Here is a 16,751-nt window from a genome sequence, read left to right on the forward strand (position 1 = left end):
CGCTTACTCGGCTAGGTGTGCCGGTACTCGGGGTAATCGTTAGCGGCACGATGGAACTTCCAATCCGGGTCCTCATCCCACCGCGCGCTGCGCCACGACTGCAGGGCTTTTTCGTCCCTGCACAGGAAAATCATCCGGATCCAGTCGTCCTCGACCAAAGCCAAATGCTTCAGCAGGCCACCCAATGTCACCGTCGATGGTGGCAGCCGACCGTTCAGATCCTCCCGTCCCAAGCCAACGGCGCAACAAAGGCCCATAACCCCCTGTCCCTCACATCACTTTGAGTACCGTCCGACCATCATCCATGAGGCAGTAAGCGTCTCAGACTTGACCTACCAGCCCCTAAGGGCGGCAACGCTACGACGATCGCGTGCTTCCTGCGGCGTGTCTCGCTGGTCCGGTTACCCCGTTTTCCTCGAATTGCAGGGCATCATTCGTTTATGCCTCCCGCCCTGACCCAGCATCCCGAGTTGCGCCGCCGCATTCTCGCTGTACTCAACGCAGAACCCACCGGCGTTCTCACCGCAACCTCTGCGCTTAACCGCATCTACGAAGATTTCTCGTGGACGCCGCAGGATCACGAGCCGTTCCCCAGCGCTGCTGGCGATGAGCCTCGCTGGCGCAAACGGACAACCACTCAATACAGCCGGATGGTTCGTGAAGGTTTGGCTCATCCCTCGCCTGACCAGCGGTGGAGGCTTACCCCGGCCGGACGCGGTGAAATGACGATCGAAGACGAGAGCCTCGGCGCGGAACGATCGCGACGAGCTCGCATGTGGGAAGAACTGCGAGCCAAGGGCGGCCCGACCGAAGTTCGACCGCAGCTCGTCAATGAGCTGGGGTTCCATAGCGGGCAACGATGCATCTACGCAGATAAAACGCGAACCGTCAGCGCGGTCTCTCCAGCCGGTATTGCCTTGACCTTCCTACACACAGGCACGGCCTACGAGGACGAGCTCACCGAAACGGGCGTCGTCTACCACTTCCCATCAACAAACGCCCCCGGCCGAGACCGCTCAGAGATTGAAGCCGCCCGAGCGGCCTACACCTTCGGTATGCCGGTATTCGTGAACACGACCGCTGCCCGTGGAACGAAGACCGTGTACCGCGGCTATATCGAAGACTTCAACGATGACTTGAAGGCACTTCTCGTCACCTTCACCAATGACGAAATACCACCCGACCATGCAGCAGAGAATCCCTTCTCGATAACCGACGAAACGCCGAATGGCACAGCACAGACCCTCCGTGCGACCCGGCCGAACCAGCGACGCTTCGCCTTTGCGGTACTGGCACGATACGAGGAACGGTGCGCGGTTTGCACCATGAACATACCCGGACTCGTGCAAGCCGCGCACCTGGTGCCGAAGAAGAACAAAGGGTCCGATGACCCCCGCAACAGCCTCCCACTATGCGCCAACCACCACCTCGCCCTCGACCGGGGCTACTGGGCAATCAATCCGCAAACCCTCGCCGTCCACACAAGCCGAAAGGGTCCAGCCGCTGCACAGTTCGGATTCACGAAACAGAACCTCCAGCACCTACGCGCGCAGCCACACCCAGAAGCCCTCGAACGGGCTTGGCAGACATGGCAGCGTCACCCGCTCAACTCATGACGAACCTCCCTACTGTCGACACCCGGGAGTGCCCAGCGGAGGTTCGTACGAGGACAAGGGAACATATGACAGAAATCCCCTTAGTACGTCTCCTAGACCCGTCCTAGTTGCGGTTCAGACCGCTCTCGCCCCGCGTCAGCAGGACTCTTTTGTAGTGGGTTTCGGCGTCGTCAATCTGACGTGCGGGGGCGTTGGGCGAAAAGACTTGCAGGATGCTGAACTGAAAATGCCTCCGATGGGTGAGGTCGATATTGTCCAGTTCGCGCAGGGCCGCGTTACCGCCGTGGCCGGTCTTTGCGTACTCGCTCCAGCGGCCGAGAAATCCATCTGCACCGTCGGCCTTCCCCACGTAGAGCCGACGCGTCGACATGTCCGCGATAAGGTAGACGCCTTTCACGGAGGCGAGGGCGGCTTGCCACTCCCGGTAGCGGGAGTCCGCGGTGACTTTTTGCAGTGTTTCGAAGTCGACGATGATGGAATCGAACCCCGGAAAAGGAACCTGCGCGCGGTCAGCAATCTCGACGATAGGAATGTTCTCCGCCTGCTCCCCCACCTTTGCCCAGTTCACCGAGTCGGCCGTCCATTCGATGACCAGTCTGTCCTTATGGGCGGAGAAAATCTCTGAGGGTGTCAGGTCGAAGAACCGCTGAACGTCGGTACCTTCAGATTCAATCTCACCTTGGTTCTCATAGGCCGTGATGAACCGGCCGAGAAGGCCTGTGGTCCCTAGGAAGACCAACCAGATCCGGGGTGGGACCTTGGGTAGCTTGCTATATCTGCGGCCCTGGGTGCGCGTATAGTCCCGCAAAGATTCTCCCCAGGCCATTGCAGCGTCGGCGGCAAGTCCGCGTGCGGTGTGCCGGATTACGATCACATCATCGGGGTCCAAGCCGGCCGCGCGGAAAAGGTGCCCAAGATTGAGCTTGCCGGTACTGTCGCTATTCACTTCTCTCTCATCCCTGCCTTTGAGCCATAAACCTACGGTTAAGAAGCCTACGGTTAGAAGCCGCGATGCTTCCGTTCGAGCCCCGCCAGCTCGACCATGCAGCAACCAGATCACCTAAACGGAACATGCACAACTGGGACCATTGTTCGACTCCGTACGCATCCATGTACTCCAGGACTTCGGGGCTTCGGGGCTGTACACGGGGTCGGGCATTCGCACGCTAGGACACCAGTCGCTCTAGTAGCCGTTTACTCAGCCCCTCGGACACCCGATAAGAAGGGGACCGAATAGGCGACCATGTGATGCGCATCCGGTTCGGTTCGTGCGGGCATTCTTCGTCTAGACTCGCTTGATTAGGAACGGAGGGCTCACCATCGACAATACTGCCGAGATAATCGGACGGTTGCTAACTCCAACCCACCTGTACTCCCGCGAGGAGGTACTCATGCGACCAACACCGGTCGACAAGGCCCCGGGCATCTACGCGTGGTACTTCGACGAACTGCCACCCGGTGTGAACCCGAACGATTGTCTCGCTGTCGGCGACAGCGTGCTCCTCTATGTAGGGATTGCTCCGAAAGAGCCGCCGCGGAATGGACGCCCACCAAGCAAACAAACGCTCCAAGACCGGATCCGATATCACTACCGAGGCAACGCCTATGGTTCCACGCTTCGATTCACCCTAGGCTGCCACCTCACCGAAACCCTAGATATCGCGCTCCGCAGAGTCGGCAGTGGTACCCGACTCACCTTCACCCCTGACGGCGAACGCGAAATCACCGACTGGATGCATTAACACGCCCGCGTTACATGGGCACCGGAACCAGCACCCTGGCTCGCCGAAACGCAGGCCATGAAACAGCTGAACCTACCGCTCAACCTGCAAGGCAACAGCCACCACCCCTACTACCCAATACTCAAAGCACTCCGCGCCAAACACAGAACAACAGCACGCACACTCCCATCACGTGAACCTCGAAACGAGTACACGTCTACTTGAGCACCCAACCCTCTGCCGACTCCCCCGCACTAGGGACTGCCCCGGGTTTCGTTGATTCTCGGGGTTGATGGTTTTTAGGCCGCTTGAAGGCCGGTTTGGATTGTCTCAAACTCAATAGGAGTGAGGTGACCCAGGGCGCTCTGGCGGCACCGGCGGTAGTAGGTCGTCTCGATCCAGGTCACGATCGCCAAGCGCAGTTCCTGCCGGGTCGCCCAGCGCTGGCGATCTAGAACGTTCTTCTGCAACAGCGCGAAGAACGACTCCATGGCCGCATTGTCCCCGCAGGCACCGACCCGCCCCATCGAGCCTGTCAGTGCGTTGCTCTGGAGCGCTGGTGTTGTCACGTGGCTATTCCGTATTCACGGGAAAGTCGCCGACGAGGTTGAGGAAGGTCAACAGTGCATAAAAACCAGCGACTCGTACGTGAACACCTCGTTCTCATCCCTGTGCCAAGAAATTCCCAGTAGATGAAGGGTTTTCAGTGAACTGCGAGTGGAAGCCCGAGCTAGGTCGGGGTGCTTCGGGTGAGCACTCTAAGGGCCTGTAGCCGAACACTAACTGGCGCTCGAGCGCCATCAACTCGCTAGGTTATCGGAGAGTCCCCGATCACGTACAGTTTCGAAAGCTGTAATACAATTCGCCTCGAGCGTTGCGCTGTAACCGAAAAGGTAACTCATTGTTACGGGTTGCGGTACGCGTAGCGTGATTGCGAAATGAGTTGATGCGCGACGTTGAGGGGTATTCGTTCCTGCTCTACACGATATGGTCCATTCCAATCCGGATCAGTAAGAATCTCGTAGGTGGCGAGTTCGGCGTGAGTGAGCAGGGGCAGATTTCTCCGAGTTCGGAGCAGGCTGTTACCCTTCCGGTCTTCGCGGACGCCGAACCTCCTATACTGGGCGAGAGCGGCTGTGTCCATTAGGACGGTGCGGACATCGAGTCCCCGGCTGCGGTAGTCGTTGATGATCTCAAATCCGTCGGCGTCGAGGTCACCCCAGTAAATGACTGTGTCGCAGGCAGTGACCCAGGGCACGAGCGAAATGTGCTTTGGCCCCGCGTCCCCGCCGCCCTGAATAGCGATCGCGTGGTCGAAGTACGGGAAAAAAAGAACGGTGTCCTTGTTCTCGGTGATGATTACCGTGTCTGGTTGGTACGCGGGGGCTGCGTTATCACCGATCGTGATGCTGTCGTGCCGGCGGCCGCCATTCTTCAGGTGCATCGGGTCAAGATAGGTGTAATGCACGGTGCGAGGACGGTTTACGAGGCCCAGGTCTCCCCGGCCGCTGAGATGGCGGACGAGGTGCTGACTGGTGTTGAGCCACTTGCCGTCCAACCCCTCAATGGGAACCTGCCGTGGAGTGAGGCCTGTTGCGTCATGGGTCTGAAACCATGACGCAACACTTAGCAGCAGGTTGAAGTCGACTTGGGACAAGGTGGTCAGCTCGCGCAAGACCGGGGCCAGGTCCGCGTTTGGAAAGCAGGTGGCGGTGATCGCGGTACGCTCCCGGGCTGAACGAAACAGGTTCGGCCATTCACCGCCGAGCAGTCGAGCTGCAGTGTCGGGGTCGGGGAGTCTCAAATGGGTGGGTAGTTTTTGAGCGGTGCCGTGTACCCGGCGGGGGCTTTCATCAAGTTCTACCCCGTAATCACTTGCTAAATCACGCCAGTGGTGTGCCCAGCGCATGGCGGACGGGAAGTCGGCTTCCAGTGCCTTGCCGGTTAGTGCGCCAAGGCTTAGCCGACGGGGCCAGTCGGCAGCTGGGTCTAGGACGGCCCGCTGCCAGTTTCCCTCCATCCACCTGTTCAGTGCGGCAACAACCTGTTCAGGGGTTTTCATACTGTCTCCAGCTCAGAGGCATCGTTTACCTCTTCCAGCTCCATGGTGTTGGTAACTTCCCGCATCGGGCTGATTCGCGAGTAGTGGTCAGGCTTGTTGATGCCGAGGACCAGGTTCACGTGCCGTTCGATACCGCTGACCTTGTCTAGCGGGGCGCCGATGATGAGTTGAAAGCCCAGTTTCTTCCACGCCCCAACTGCGCGTCCGGCAAACTCGGCATCGGCTTTGATGAAGCCCTCGTCGAGTAGGACCGGGGCGAACCGGGGCCGGGTGCTGCTCTCCTCGTCCCCGAGCTGGTAACGCAGCGCGGCACCGACGATAAACGCGATGAGTTCCTGCGTTTCCCCACCACTCTTTCCGCCAAGGCTGTCATAGACGCTGAGCTGCTTCCCGTTGGTATCAATCCGCTCGGCGGTGATTACGATGTGCCGGTGCACGTCCAGATACGTCTCCCGGGTGTTGGTCGCCCCTTTCGGCAGGGTATCTGGCGTGCGGATCAGAGTGATGACAGAGGCAATGTCCTTGAACCGAGTATCGGTTTCTTCGTCAGTGGAGATGTCTGCGTCGGTCGCGGTCTCCGCGATCTTCCGCAGGCGCCGGAGAAATGCGGTGACTTCCGGTATGTTCAGCGGGCGGAGCCTAATTTGCAGGCGGTCTTTATCCCGGCCGAATGGGATGTTGGCGAGGATGGCGTTGACGGCGTTGAGGCGATCGCTGATCCGGTCGATCGAGTCTCGCATGGTGAAGGCTAGGGGGACGAGGTCTCGGCCAGACCACAGTGCCATCTCGCGCTTGAATTCTTGCCGGCGTTCGGGGAGGCCTTCGGCGACGAGTCCGTCGAGGATGCGGCGGTAGTCCGGGTAGGACTGCACGTCTTTGCCGAGGTCTCCGTCTTCCCACAGCCGCTGGTAGGTTTCAAACGCCTTCCGCAGCGCCTCGGCAGCCTTGACCTCCCGGTCACTCGCGGCGGCAGCGCGTTCCCCGAGGTGGCGGCGAACCCTATTGAAGGAGCTCGTAAGCTGGTCCAGGTCGCCGGGCACCCCGTACTCAGCGAGCGCGGCGTCGAGGGTGGCGTGCTGTTCGGCGGTCAGGATCGTGGTGTCCTCCGCGTCATCGATCGCCCGGGCCAGGGCGTCTTGTCGGTCTACAAGCTTGCCGTACTCCTTGTCGAGAGTATTCATGGCTGTACCAGAGTTAGCGCGGAGCACGGTGGCGTCTTCGAGCTTCGTGGCGAGAGCGTTGCCTTCGGCTTCGAGGGTTGCGAGCTTGTCGTTGGAGTTTTGGATGCGGTCTCGTTCGGCGCTGGCTTCGGCAAGCTGAATATCTACGGCGGCAACATCGATGTTTTGCCAGACCGTGTCGAGCACGTACTGGTGGCCTTCGCGGCGGAGTTGGAGGTCCCTGCCCTGCTCGTCGAGGTTCTTGTTGCGTTTCGTGAGTATGGCGAGCTCGTTGTCCAGATTGTTCAGGTGCTGTTCGACCTGCTCACGGTGGGCTTCGTTGGAGAACCCGATGATGAACTCGCCGCGTTTGCCGCCGTGCGCGCCCTTGTCGCCGTCTTTAGTCTGTCCGGTCGCGGTCACTTGCGATTTCTCGCCTGACGTGAAGTCTTCGGCGGTTTGCACGAGCTGGTGACTGAACTGCTTGGTGATTTGCTGTTGAAGCCAGCCTTGGAAGGGCGAGTCGGCGAAATCGAGGGTAGCGGCCAACGTGCCTGTGGGCATATCCGAGCCAGGCCGACCCGTGTCGGCGACTCGGAAGTTGATCCGGTCGCGTAGCGGCAGGGAGTCGATGCTGCGGCGCAGTTTGTCGGCGGTGTTTCGGTCGACGAGCATCACGGTGGCAAAGCCGCGCATGACTAGTTCGGCGGCCTGCCGCCACTGTTCGTTCTCGGGTGAGATGTCAATGAGTTCGGCCACGAATGGCAGGTCCGCAGGGTCCATCCCAGTGTGTTTGGCCACTTCTGTCCGAGCGTTGAGGTAGCGCAGCGGCAGCCTGGTGGTGCGGTTCTTGAGGGATTGGTACTCGCTGTTCACGTCCTCCCGTTCGTCCTGTACCTTCCAGCCTTCGCGTTTGACCTGGTCGAGTTCCTCTGTGAGCTTTTTACTCCGTTCCTCGAAGGAGTCGATGAATTGCTGAGCTTTCACGGTCAGGGCGTCGAACTCATCCCGGTCCTCCGGGGCCGACCGGCCTAGCGCCTTCGTGCGGCTGGTGAAGGTGAGCAGAGCTTCCGCGGCCTCATCGTGTTCGACGCTTAGGTCGGTCAGGCGTTCATCGATTCGCTCCAGCATGTCACCGCCGTTGGCACGCTGATCTTCTCGGTTCTGATGCACCCGGTGCTTCAGCTCCCGTTCCTCGGCGAGCGCGGTGCGTTTGTTCTCCGCTGCGGTTTTGTATGCGGACCTGTTGGTGTTGGAGGCTTCGTCGAGTAGGGCCTTCTCGGTGGTGTGTTGCCAGAGCAGGAACGGGGTGGGCCCGTGGGCGTGAAGGCGGAAGGTGTCGATTTCGTCGCGGGCATGCTGTGCGGCGGTCATGTCCTCGTAATACCCGGAGATCGGTGCGAGTACTTGAACTTTCTGTGCGGCGGTCTGCATGGCGTCGTGGGTTTTGGCTAGGTCGTCGAAGTGGCCGATTACTTCGTCGGCTTTGGCGTAGGTTTCGGGTCGTTCGAGCACGAGCTGTTTGTAGAGCGCGTCTACGGATTTGACGTGTTGGCCGCCTTGGATCCGGGCGAGCAGTTTCATCGCTTTGGCGCCGTCTCCGTTTTGCCCGATGTTGAGCTTGGCGTGGATGGTTTGCGCGAAAGATGTGTAGGTGTGGTGGTTTTGCAAGGCTGGGTAGCGGTTGGTCAGGGCTTGGGGTGGAAATTTGTCGGTGGAGAACTCCTCCATGTCTTTGAGATTTATGGTCCCGTCCTTGGTGAGCATGCGCATGGTTAGCCCGTCGGCGGCGGAGGCCCCGACTCGGGCGTGGTAGAGGCGGATGGCGGTGAAGGCCCGGCCGTCGTTGTTGCGGAAGGTCGCCGCGATCGCGGACCATGTGGCGGTGTTTTTGCCCCGGAGGACGTCATTGACCAGTTCGTCAGTGTCCGTGTCTCGGACGGTGTCTACGGTGCCCCAGATATAGGACAGGACGCTGCGCTGGTCTTTCCCCCGGGCCCTGCCCTTGCCTTCGTTGGATGCGCCGTTAAACGGGGTGTTCGAGTCCATCATCAGTGCGGTGTACGCGTCGAGCAGGGTGGACTTGCCGGTGCCGGAGGGCCCGCTGATGAGGGTTGTGCGGTCGAAGTTCACGCGGTGGTATCCGTGAAAGGTGCCCCAGTTGACCAGTTGTTTCTGCTCGAGAGACCACTGGGGGGTGTCTTCCAAGGTGAAGAGAGGAGTACCGCTCATGCTTGTGTACCGTCTTCCATATCGTTGGTGACCCATTGCCGCAGTGCGTGCAGCTTCTCCACGGTGAGGACTGAGTTGATAACCGGGGCGACTCGCAAGCGTTCCGCGTCACTCTCGACCTTGATCAAGATGCCTTCATCGATGAGCCCGTCGATGGATTTCACTTCCCGGCGGCGGGTGTCGACGTGGTTTGTGTTGTCGGCCCGCCGGTAAGTTGCCAGCAGACTCAGGAGTTCCTCTCGGTCCACGTGCACTGCTGCTGCGCCGCTGGACCACTCTCGGGCGTAGCGTTCGCGTAACTCGACGAGCAGCACGGTCTCTTCCAAGGTGTATTGGCGGTCGTGCAGCAGGGTTGGGAACGTTTCTCCGTCCTCCGAGACGGCACTGCGCTTGTAGGCAAATTTTCGTTCCTCATCGAGCACGAGCACCTGGAAGAGTTCGTTCAAGCGCATCTCGATCGTCGCGCGGGAATCGACCAGTGTTTTCCACTCACGCGGGTTCTTGTCGGCCGCGAGGTATTTACGTTTGAGCAGCACGATTAACGCTTTGCGCTGGGCCAGGGTGAGCTCACCCCGGTCGCCTTCGAACAACACGCCGCTGCTATCGGCGTCGGACTCCTCGTCAGGGCTTAGATCAAGGTTGGCCGGATCCTCCTCCGGGACCCCGGGTTCCTGGGGTAGGTCAGAATCTATTGGGTGTGTCATTGGGTGTCCTCAGCTTCGGTGAGGGCGTCACGGTCCTCGTCGGTGAAAGTTAGGTGTGGCGCCCGGTAAGCGACGCGGGTGCCGTCGCTGCGTACCGCTTCGAACACGTCCTCGCCGTCGCTGCGAGTTAGCGCTTCGCCTGCCACATACAAGACTCCGAGCACTTCGACGGGACGACGATCGGCCGCGGGCAGGCGATTGAATATGTCGGCGGCGCTCACCGTGTGGTCCCCCGCCAACCCTTCCAGCAGCGCCGAACGCAACCGGGCGAAAGACGGCCCACCTTGCTGTCGGATGTCCTCGGCAGAAATACCGCCGGTATCATCTATGGCGTCCTCTAACGGGGGCGGGGGCGCATGGTCGGCCGGGTCATAGAAACGTTCGCGAAGGGTAGCGACCTCCAGCTTGGCCGGAGTCAGCGGCAGCGCCGTGCGAGTACGTACTCCGGACCTACCGATCCGTTCGGCCAGCTGATGCTTTAAGTCGTTCAGGACCGAGTCCAGTTCTTGACTACGAAGGGCCTCCCGCTGGACCAGATTGGTACGAAGAGTAGCGGTGAGGTGACGCTGTTGTTCCTGGATGGTCTCCACTCCGCGCATCAGCAACCCGGCGAGCGCGGTGACTCGTTCCCGGTCGGTCCGCGATAGAGACTGGGCGAACGGATGGCTGAGGATGGTCTCAATGTCGGATCGGAGGGAAGCGAGCATCGCCTCCCGGGCGAGTAGGTTCAGTGCGCCTTGGTACGCCCGGCCCTCGACGGAGTTGTTCAGCGCATCTCGGGAGCGGGCCATGTAATCACCGACGACTTCGCCCTTGGGCCGCTCGTCCGTGCGGAAATCACTAATGATTTCCCGGTGCATCTTTGTAACCAGTTCCTCGACCCGCTTGAAGTCAGAGGGTAGGTCGTTGAGTAGGTCGGCGAGGTTCAGGAACGTCTCTAGCATCCGGTCGTCGGAGGCGATCTCGATTACCCCTCCTTTGGCGAGCCGGTCCCGTTCAGCGCGCAGTTCGATAATCTGTCGGTTCAACCGCTGGAGGCGCTCCTCCCGGTCAGGGTTTGCGTCCATGGCGCTCTGCCGTGCCACGTCGAGGATGGTACGAATGCGGGACTCGGACAAGAGGGCACGCTCGCTGCCGAGGTTCTGCACAAAGTCCATGGCGTCTTGGGCGTGGGAGGTAAGTGCGTAGAACTCCTCCCCGTCTTCGCGGGAGTCAAGGATCAGCCATTTGCGCCTCACCCACTCCCGGCACAACTGGCGGGGCTGGGCCGCGTCGGGGAGATCCTCGTAGCCGCGGGTTCCAAGAATTTCTAGTAAGCCCCGCACATGGGAGTGGAAGGTTGTCGCGACTACTTGCGTGAGCTCGCGGGAGAACGTCACCCGAAAGATCGCCACGACGAGCGAGGCATTTTTCTGGTTAAGCAGTCCAAGGGCCGGGCGCTCGAAGGCTGCTTGGGCCCTGTTCAGTTCTAATACGATGTCTGCCACTTTGGCCTCCTTAGCGGGCACGATAGGTGATGACTCCGACAAAATCGGAAGTCTTCGAAACGGTTGATAGCAACGTCTGGTGAGGATGAGCCACGCGGACCGACGCAGGGGTAGAGATCCACCAAAGGATTTTTGATCAGTTTGTTCCAAATACGTCGCGCGCCCATGTGAAGGTCGCCCCCGCCACCGGCAGGTACTGGCCGCCGAAAAGCAGCCCAATCAACGTCATCAAGATTTCGTCGAAACAGGATCAGTTCGTCGAACCGAGCCCGCTGCCTTGGTAGGCAATGTATGTCCTTTGGCTTGCTGTAACCTACCGCACCATCCAGTCGCCTCAGACAGGACGCCCGTCTGGTTCTACCACGCCCTTCGTCTAGGGTTCTTACAGATGCATCTATCTCTTAGTCGTAAGAGAGGTTGGACTCCTGACGGTGCAGGAAAAGCGCAGGAGTGCAGCAATATTGCGTGAGTCAATCTGGGACTTACAGCCTAAATGACGGCAGAGACTTCGATACGTTATTTATGTCTTCTCGACATAGACGTCCAGCGGAGGAATTTGTGCTGCGGGACGTGAACAGATCGGTCGCTCACATTACAAAATGATCGTCCGAAGTTGATGATCAGGAAGCGTTCCAGTGTGCGCTTTGATACTCGTGTTGGTCCTCATCCGGTGGAAGCGACCGTTCTGAATTACCCTCCCTCGCAGCCAAGTTGTCCACTAGCCCTCATCAACCGGACCAAAGCTGCCCAGAATTTTGCCTCACGAGACATCCGGACGACCCTTAAACTTGTCCGGCACTATGTCGACGACGCGAAGGCGTTCAGCCGAGGTGTGTGGACGACTCGGCCATTAAAAGATTTCGGTGTGGGGAAAAACCCATCTACCGGCACCATCTTGTCTGGATCGCAAGCGACACCTGCACGCGAAACGCAGCCCGGGCAGTCGATTGTCGCGACGACCTCGTCCCAGAGCGCAGACAGCTGCGCCTTCTCGTCGGGGGTCATGTGTCGGGTGCACCCGGACTTGCGCGCGCCTCCCGGCCAGTACGCTCCGAGACTCTGGCAAGGCGTTCCGTTCCTTGTGGCGCGGCCGCAAACCTGCGCCAGATCCTCCTCCATGGCCTCTAGCCTGAATTCCTCGCGTTCCCATGCCTGCTGCAGACGCGTACGGTAGTCGAGGTCATCTGGCCCTGCTAGGGAGACGAAATAGTGCAAACCACCCGGGTCGAGAGGATCTCTCCACGCGCGACCCCGGGAGCTTCGCTCAGCGACGCGGGGGTTAGTCTCCACCAGATCAATCGCCCGCCTCCATTCGCCCAAGGCCTGGTCGAAGGACCGGGACATGCCTTCAAACTGCATGGACTCGTCCGGGCGAAGAAGGCAATCCGGGCTTGTCCGAAGCGCGATCTCCGCCTGCTCATAGATCTTGAAGGCCTTTGAAAGCTCTCGACCGGCAGCAAGCAGATCTCGTTCAAGCTTTGCCTTTATCGTCAGTGGGATCGTAGCCTTTTGTACCTTCATGCGAGCACAGTAACAACAGAAGAGGGCATTCCGATAAGCGGCTTCGCGAGAGGTCCGTATAACGGTGCTTTTGCATCACGCCATTCCAGCGCATCACCATCCCCATCACGCTCATCATACCCATGAGAATCACCGTACTCATCAGTTATTGGTAATCCTTCGGAGAGCTCATCGTCATTTTTCATGCTAGTGAGACTAGAACACGGACAACGAAAATGCAAATGATCGTGTCTTATCCTCTGAGGCACTCTTCAAATTGGTGAACACTTCCCGAAAATGGGGCAGGTAGACATGCTTTACATGTGTGAACACTTTCCTGCTGAGGCCAACTGAAACATGAAAAAACTATCTACCTGAACTGCCGGCTCGCATTGTCTTGAAATTGTTCCCAGAGCTCACCCGGGGCACATTTCAGTCACTCCACGGGACCTAAACACCCGTGCGCTAGGTACCGGGCTGAGCATCACCTCACGAAGTGGTCACCAGCTCACCCAGCCGGGCACCTCAACCCCCACCCCATCACGGGGAACATCCACCACAACGCGAGCAGTACAGCGCATACCCGCCCTGTTCCTGACACAACCCATCCTGCGAGCGCGGTGCAGTGAAGGGGGTAGGAGTTTGGGTGGCTGTGTGGGTGTCTTGTGGTTCTTCGCGCCTCTTGAGTTGGACCGTGGAGCTCGCCTTGGGTAGAAGGGGGCGGGGTGCGGTGGGGGTGGAGGTTGTGGTGGTTGATAAAGGTAGGTGGTTGGGTGGGCTGTGGGTGTGGAGGGGAACGTTAGTGGTTCCGTGCCGGTGTCCGGGTGAGGCTTCGCATTGGGGTGTGCCGTTTTGGGGTAGTCGTTTTGGAGTGTGGGGGTATCTCACCGAGGCTTGGGGATTGTTTTGATGCAGGTGTCGGCCCGGCGCCCTAGAGTCGCCTCATGATCAATGAGGAGGCACTACTGCCCGATGACGTCCTGTCCACCCTGCCCGGTAGGGAGGCGGTGCTGGGTCATGCTGTTGCCGTTGATGGTGAGCGGTGGCGGCGTGCCCTTGTCGATCGGGCTCTTCCCGCGATGACCGGGAAGCTCGCTAGTGGGGGCCGGACCACGGTGACCCGTCAGGAAGTGTTCGACCTGGGAGACCAGGACCGGACTGTGGAGAACGCCTTCCAGCTGCTCTACTACTCCCTCGCCTGGGGACTCGGGACACGGGCATCTCGCCTGCATCAGCGACTGGACGGGCTCGCCAAACACCAGGACACAGCTGGTGAACGCCTCGTCTGCGCCTGGACCTCCGTCAGGAACGGTGACCCAACCGCCGAGGCCTACAGCCTTCTGACCACCAACCGGGGTGGAGGGCGGATTCCGTGGTTTGGGCCAGCGTTCTCCACCAAATTCCTCTACTTCGCTCAAGGAAGCACGACAGCACCCAGGTACCTGATCCTTGACCAGGTCGTGACCCGGAACCTCCGCCGGGACGTATGGCCGGACGCCCCCACCGCCGGGTGGTGGCCTGACACCTACCAGCGATACTGCACCCTCCTCACCCACTGGGCCACCCAAGCCTCCGCAAACCCAGACATGCAGCGAACGGTTTGGGCGGACGAGATCGAACTGGCCCTCTTCAAACGCTGACCTGCCGACCGACCTAACCAGCGTCCTTGTTCTTCTGCCACTCGTAATACTCATTCGCAGGGATGAAGGCACGCCTTTTGCAGTGGACGTGCGGAACGACGGCCACCAGGGGCAGCGCGTTGATTGTTGGCAAGGATGACCCTCGGTGATCGACAGAATTGTGAGGGTCCACCGTATGATTTTGTAGGCCACCAATGAGTAGCCCGAGTTTTCGTGTAGTCGTTTTGAAAGGTACTTCGTGGCACCTCTGCTCCGTTCTCTGCTCCGTGGGAGCACCTCAGTAGCAGCCGCACCGGATGAGAGAACAGCAAGGACTGGGTTGCAACCTCCAAAGTTGTCGAACACTGCGGAAGCTGGAGTCTTTGATCACTTGTCCACCTCGACCTGGGAGCAATTCTGGGCAGCTCAAGGCGGGATCAGTGATCGAGCCAATGAGGACCAGGAATCGATCCAGGCCCTTCTAACAGCCCAGATTGACTGGCTTACAGGTGCTCTGAACCTGCTGCAGCCAGGAAACGGCAAGTCGACTGAAGTTGATGTAGGCCTTCAGATGCGGCAGCAGCTCAGCAGGGGCACGCTCAGCGAGGGGACGATCAATGCTGCGGTGGCGAAGGTTTTAACATCCCATTTCTGGCCGTTTGTTGAAGGACCTCGGGCAGCCGAGATTCGCGCAGAGTACAATAAGCACTCGGCTTCCAGGCCAGCCGTGCGCCTCCTGGCCGGCGATAGTCGACCGGTTCCAGCAGCTCCACCAGCAGGAGTACCGAGTGATTCGTGGACTGCATCCACGGAGCTGATTGCCGAGGTTCTGAACGAACTCACCAACAGGCACGACCTCGCCCATGAAGATCTCGCGAAGCGCCGTGCGGAGGTTCAGAGGCGGGTATATGAACAGCAAGCACAGGGCGCAGATTTCACTGCTATTGCCTCAATAGTGCTGGACGATCTAGATCGTTACATACGGCAGCAACAACCCAAGTACAGAGTCAATGCCAAACGTGGAATCAAAAGCGTAGGGACGATCTGGCGCTCTCGGGCTTTGGCTGAAATCTGTGATTGCCAAGGATGTATATCAGGCCGACATCAGAGAGCATTAGAGATTACGATCGAGGAACTTGGATTATCTGAGATCGAATTGCAGCTACCTGAGGTTAGGCTGCAGCTACCTGAGGTCGAGTTGCGGCACGAGCTTGCGGATGAACTTCGAGATAGAGTTCCGCGGAAGTACCTCGATGTACTCCGGCTCGACCTGGTCGTGGCCCACAACTCGACGGTGGACACTTCGCCGTATACGTGCCATAAAGACCGGGTCCGAAGCATGGCTTCTATTGTCATTTCACTTTTCGCTCACACATCAGACAGCCCGGAGATCAGCTACCTCATTGGCTTGCATGAACTGCTGGAACGGACGCCTTCGCCGGACAGAAGGCGTCCGCTGGCCAATCTGCCTTCGCCAGTCGATGAGCCTTCGCTAGCCAGTGGGCTAACTCCACCCTCGCGTCAGATACGCACCTGGCAGGATGCGGAGGAAAACGCGGCCGAATGGATGCGCTACATGGGGCATCCCGACGCAAGGGTCACGAACGGAGGGGCTGACGGCGGCATCGATGTCGCCTCCCAACGGGCGGTAGCGCAGGTGAAACGTGAAGCCGTTGCTGCAGGAAGCCCCCTCATCCAAAGGTTCTACGGCGCAGCAGCCGCACGTGGTGACTTCCAGTACAAACTCTTCTTTTCGGGATCCGGCTACTCGAAGGCCGCCTACGAGTCTGCAGGGCGACTGGGAATCGCCCTCTTCGATTACCATCTAGACGGTTGGATAGAGCCAGCGAACGCCCCAGCTGAAGCGCTTCTCCACCCAGCTAAAGCAGGGTAATCCTCGAGATAACAGGTCCCAATTTGGGAATCACCCACAGCACGGGACTCGACCTCGCCCAACTCAGCGCCGTGACCACATACCCATCGCCACCGCCCTCCCCACCGCCAGGATCACCTCCACCTGGCGGTGGGGAGTGCAGGAGTCGATTTTTACGACATCAATCAGAAGCGTGCCAGGCGCGCTGCGGTCGGCATCACGATTAAGCAATGGAGTTGCTGATCGTTCGGGGGGTTCCGGTTCTCATCGGGGTCGTGGCCCTCGCAGCTCCCCCGGTACAGGGGGGGTCCAGCGCAAGCGTACCCACGTCAGGCTCGTCTCGGTGCGCATCGATCACCATCGGGAAGCCGTCGACGGGACCCTCGAGCACCGCTTCGTCCTCGGCGAGGAACTGGTCATCACCAACGCAGGACACGGCCGGGTCCAGAACATCGCCAACTTCGAACCGGCACAACTGGCCTGCACCCAGATCGAACGTCTCGGCCCCGGTGAGCGGTACACCCTCCCCCTGCCCGCACCACTGCTGGCCCACCTGGAGCCCGAACCCAGCATCGTCCTGCACCTTCAAGACACCCAGGACAAGTACTGGTCCTGGTCCCCCACCGATGATGAGCTCGAACCAGTCCCGGCTCTCATCACACCCCTGGCCGCCTCGCCTGGACGTCCAATGCTCAAATTTCCAGCCATCCTTGTGTGACCCGCCACACTCCACGTAGCCTTGGTACATCTTGTCCGTACTAGCTGTACGCATTCCTC

Annotated in this window: 12 protein-coding genes and 2 pseudogenes; 5 read left to right on the plus strand and 9 right to left on the minus strand. The window is 59.7% G+C overall.

Features of this window, described 5'->3' with window-relative positions; translation table 11 throughout:
• Window positions 1-11: 11 nt before the first annotated feature.
• Entirely contained in the window at window positions 12-257 is a 246-nt protein-coding gene (locus tag FDK12_RS15460; RefSeq protein ID WP_137369043.1) for a DUF664 domain-containing protein, read from the minus strand.
• 183 nt (window positions 258-440) lie between these two features.
• Between FDK12_RS15460 and FDK12_RS07790 the strand changes: the two genes are divergently transcribed.
• Entirely contained in the window at window positions 441-1,616 is a 1,176-nt protein-coding gene (locus tag FDK12_RS07790) for an HNH endonuclease (protein WP_137369044.1), read from the plus strand.
• Window positions 1,617-1,719: 103 nt separating this feature from the next.
• On the opposite strand, the gene FDK12_RS07795 is transcribed toward FDK12_RS07790, so the two are convergent.
• Window positions 1,720-2,562, minus strand: a complete 843-nt coding sequence (locus tag FDK12_RS07795) for a GIY-YIG nuclease family protein (protein WP_137369045.1) — start codon at window positions 2,560-2,562, stop codon at window positions 1,720-1,722.
• A 445-nt stretch (window positions 2,563-3,007) separates the two neighbouring features.
• Between FDK12_RS07795 and FDK12_RS15465 the strand changes: the two are divergent.
• Window positions 3,008-3,562, plus strand: a pseudogene (locus tag FDK12_RS15465) (GIY-YIG nuclease family protein).
• Between the two features lie 74 nt (window positions 3,563-3,636).
• On the opposite strand, the pseudogene FDK12_RS07805 reads toward FDK12_RS15465, so the two are convergent.
• The 7 genes and pseudogenes from FDK12_RS07805 to FDK12_RS07835 all read right to left on the minus strand — a co-directional run.
• A pseudogene (locus tag FDK12_RS07805) lies at window positions 3,637-3,894 on the minus strand (IS3 family transposase); the annotation flags it as partial.
• A 347-nt stretch (window positions 3,895-4,241) separates the two neighbouring features.
• Complete coding sequence (locus FDK12_RS07810; protein ID WP_137369046.1) at window positions 4,242-5,399, minus strand: Wadjet anti-phage system protein JetD domain-containing protein; 1,158 nt, start codon at window positions 5,397-5,399, stop codon at window positions 4,242-4,244.
• Window positions 5,396-8,791 carry an ATP-binding protein gene (locus FDK12_RS07815; protein ID WP_189636298.1) on the minus strand — a complete coding sequence of 1,132 codons (3,396 nt, stop codon included), beginning with the start codon at window positions 8,789-8,791 and terminating at the stop codon, window positions 5,396-5,398. The genes FDK12_RS07810 and FDK12_RS07815 overlap by 4 nt, the downstream gene beginning before the upstream one ends.
• Complete coding sequence (locus tag FDK12_RS07820) at window positions 8,788-9,495, minus strand: DUF4194 domain-containing protein (RefSeq protein ID WP_137369048.1); 708 nt, start codon at window positions 9,493-9,495, stop codon at window positions 8,788-8,790. The genes FDK12_RS07815 and FDK12_RS07820 overlap by 4 nt, the downstream gene beginning before the upstream one ends.
• Complete coding sequence (locus FDK12_RS07825; protein ID WP_189636299.1) at window positions 9,492-10,982, minus strand: DUF3375 family protein; 1,491 nt, start codon at window positions 10,980-10,982, stop codon at window positions 9,492-9,494. Before FDK12_RS07825 ends, FDK12_RS07820 begins: the two co-directional genes overlap by 4 nt.
• A gap of 798 nt (window positions 10,983-11,780) precedes the next feature.
• Window positions 11,781-12,503: a hypothetical protein gene (locus tag FDK12_RS07830; RefSeq protein ID WP_137369050.1), complete on the minus strand. Its 723-nt coding sequence runs from the start codon at window positions 12,501-12,503 to the stop codon at window positions 11,781-11,783.
• Window positions 12,500-12,688 carry a hypothetical protein gene (locus tag FDK12_RS07835; RefSeq protein WP_137369051.1) on the minus strand — a complete coding sequence of 63 codons (189 nt, stop codon included), beginning with the start codon at window positions 12,686-12,688 and terminating at the stop codon, window positions 12,500-12,502. Before FDK12_RS07835 ends, FDK12_RS07830 begins: the two co-directional genes overlap by 4 nt.
• Before the next feature lie 738 nt (window positions 12,689-13,426).
• On the opposite strand from FDK12_RS07835, the gene FDK12_RS07840 reads away from it, so the two are divergent.
• The 3 genes from FDK12_RS07840 to FDK12_RS07850 all read left to right on the plus strand — a co-directional run bounded on the left by FDK12_RS07840 (window position 13,427) and on the right by FDK12_RS07850 (window position 16,692).
• Window positions 13,427-14,122, plus strand: coding sequence for a hypothetical protein (locus FDK12_RS07840; RefSeq protein ID WP_137369052.1), 696 nt, complete (start codon window positions 13,427-13,429; stop codon window positions 14,120-14,122).
• Between the two features lie 370 nt (window positions 14,123-14,492).
• On the plus strand, window positions 14,493-15,995 hold the full coding sequence (locus tag FDK12_RS07845; protein ID WP_137369053.1) for a restriction endonuclease: 1,503 nt from the start codon (window positions 14,493-14,495) through the stop codon (window positions 15,993-15,995).
• 322 nt (window positions 15,996-16,317) lie between these two features.
• Window positions 16,318-16,692, plus strand: a complete 375-nt coding sequence (locus tag FDK12_RS07850) for a hypothetical protein (RefSeq protein ID WP_137369054.1) — start codon at window positions 16,318-16,320, stop codon at window positions 16,690-16,692.
• Window positions 16,693-16,751 lie beyond the last annotated feature (59 nt).

It is taken from the genome of Arthrobacter sp. NamB2 (genome assembly GCF_005281365.1).
GTDB lineage: Bacteria > Actinomycetota > Actinomycetes > Actinomycetales > Micrococcaceae > Arthrobacter_D.

Excerpts from the sequence above, each read along its gene's own strand:
- FDK12_RS15460 (WP_137369043.1), bottom strand. The coding sequence starts at position 257 with ATGGGCCTTTGTTGCGCCGTTGGCTTGGGACGGGAGGATCTGAACGGT.
- FDK12_RS07790 (WP_137369044.1), top strand. The coding sequence starts at position 441 with ATGCCTCCCGCCCTGACCCAGCATCCCGAGTTGCGCCGCCGCATTCTC.
- FDK12_RS07810 (WP_137369046.1), bottom strand. The coding sequence starts at position 5,399 with ATGAAAACCCCTGAACAGGTTGTTGCCGCACTGAACAGGTGGATGGAG.
- FDK12_RS07815 (WP_189636298.1), bottom strand. The coding sequence starts at position 8,791 with ATGAGCGGTACTCCTCTCTTCACCTTGGAAGACACCCCCCAGTGGTCT.
- FDK12_RS07820 (WP_137369048.1), bottom strand. The coding sequence starts at position 9,495 with ATGACACACCCAATAGATTCTGACCTACCCCAGGAACCCGGGGTCCCG.
- FDK12_RS07830 (WP_137369050.1), bottom strand. The coding sequence starts at position 12,503 with ATGAAGGTACAAAAGGCTACGATCCCACTGACGATAAAGGCAAAGCTT.
- FDK12_RS07835 (WP_137369051.1), bottom strand. The coding sequence starts at position 12,688 with ATGAAAAATGACGATGAGCTCTCCGAAGGATTACCAATAACTGATGAG.
- FDK12_RS07840 (WP_137369052.1), top strand. The coding sequence starts at position 13,427 with ATGATCAATGAGGAGGCACTACTGCCCGATGACGTCCTGTCCACCCTG.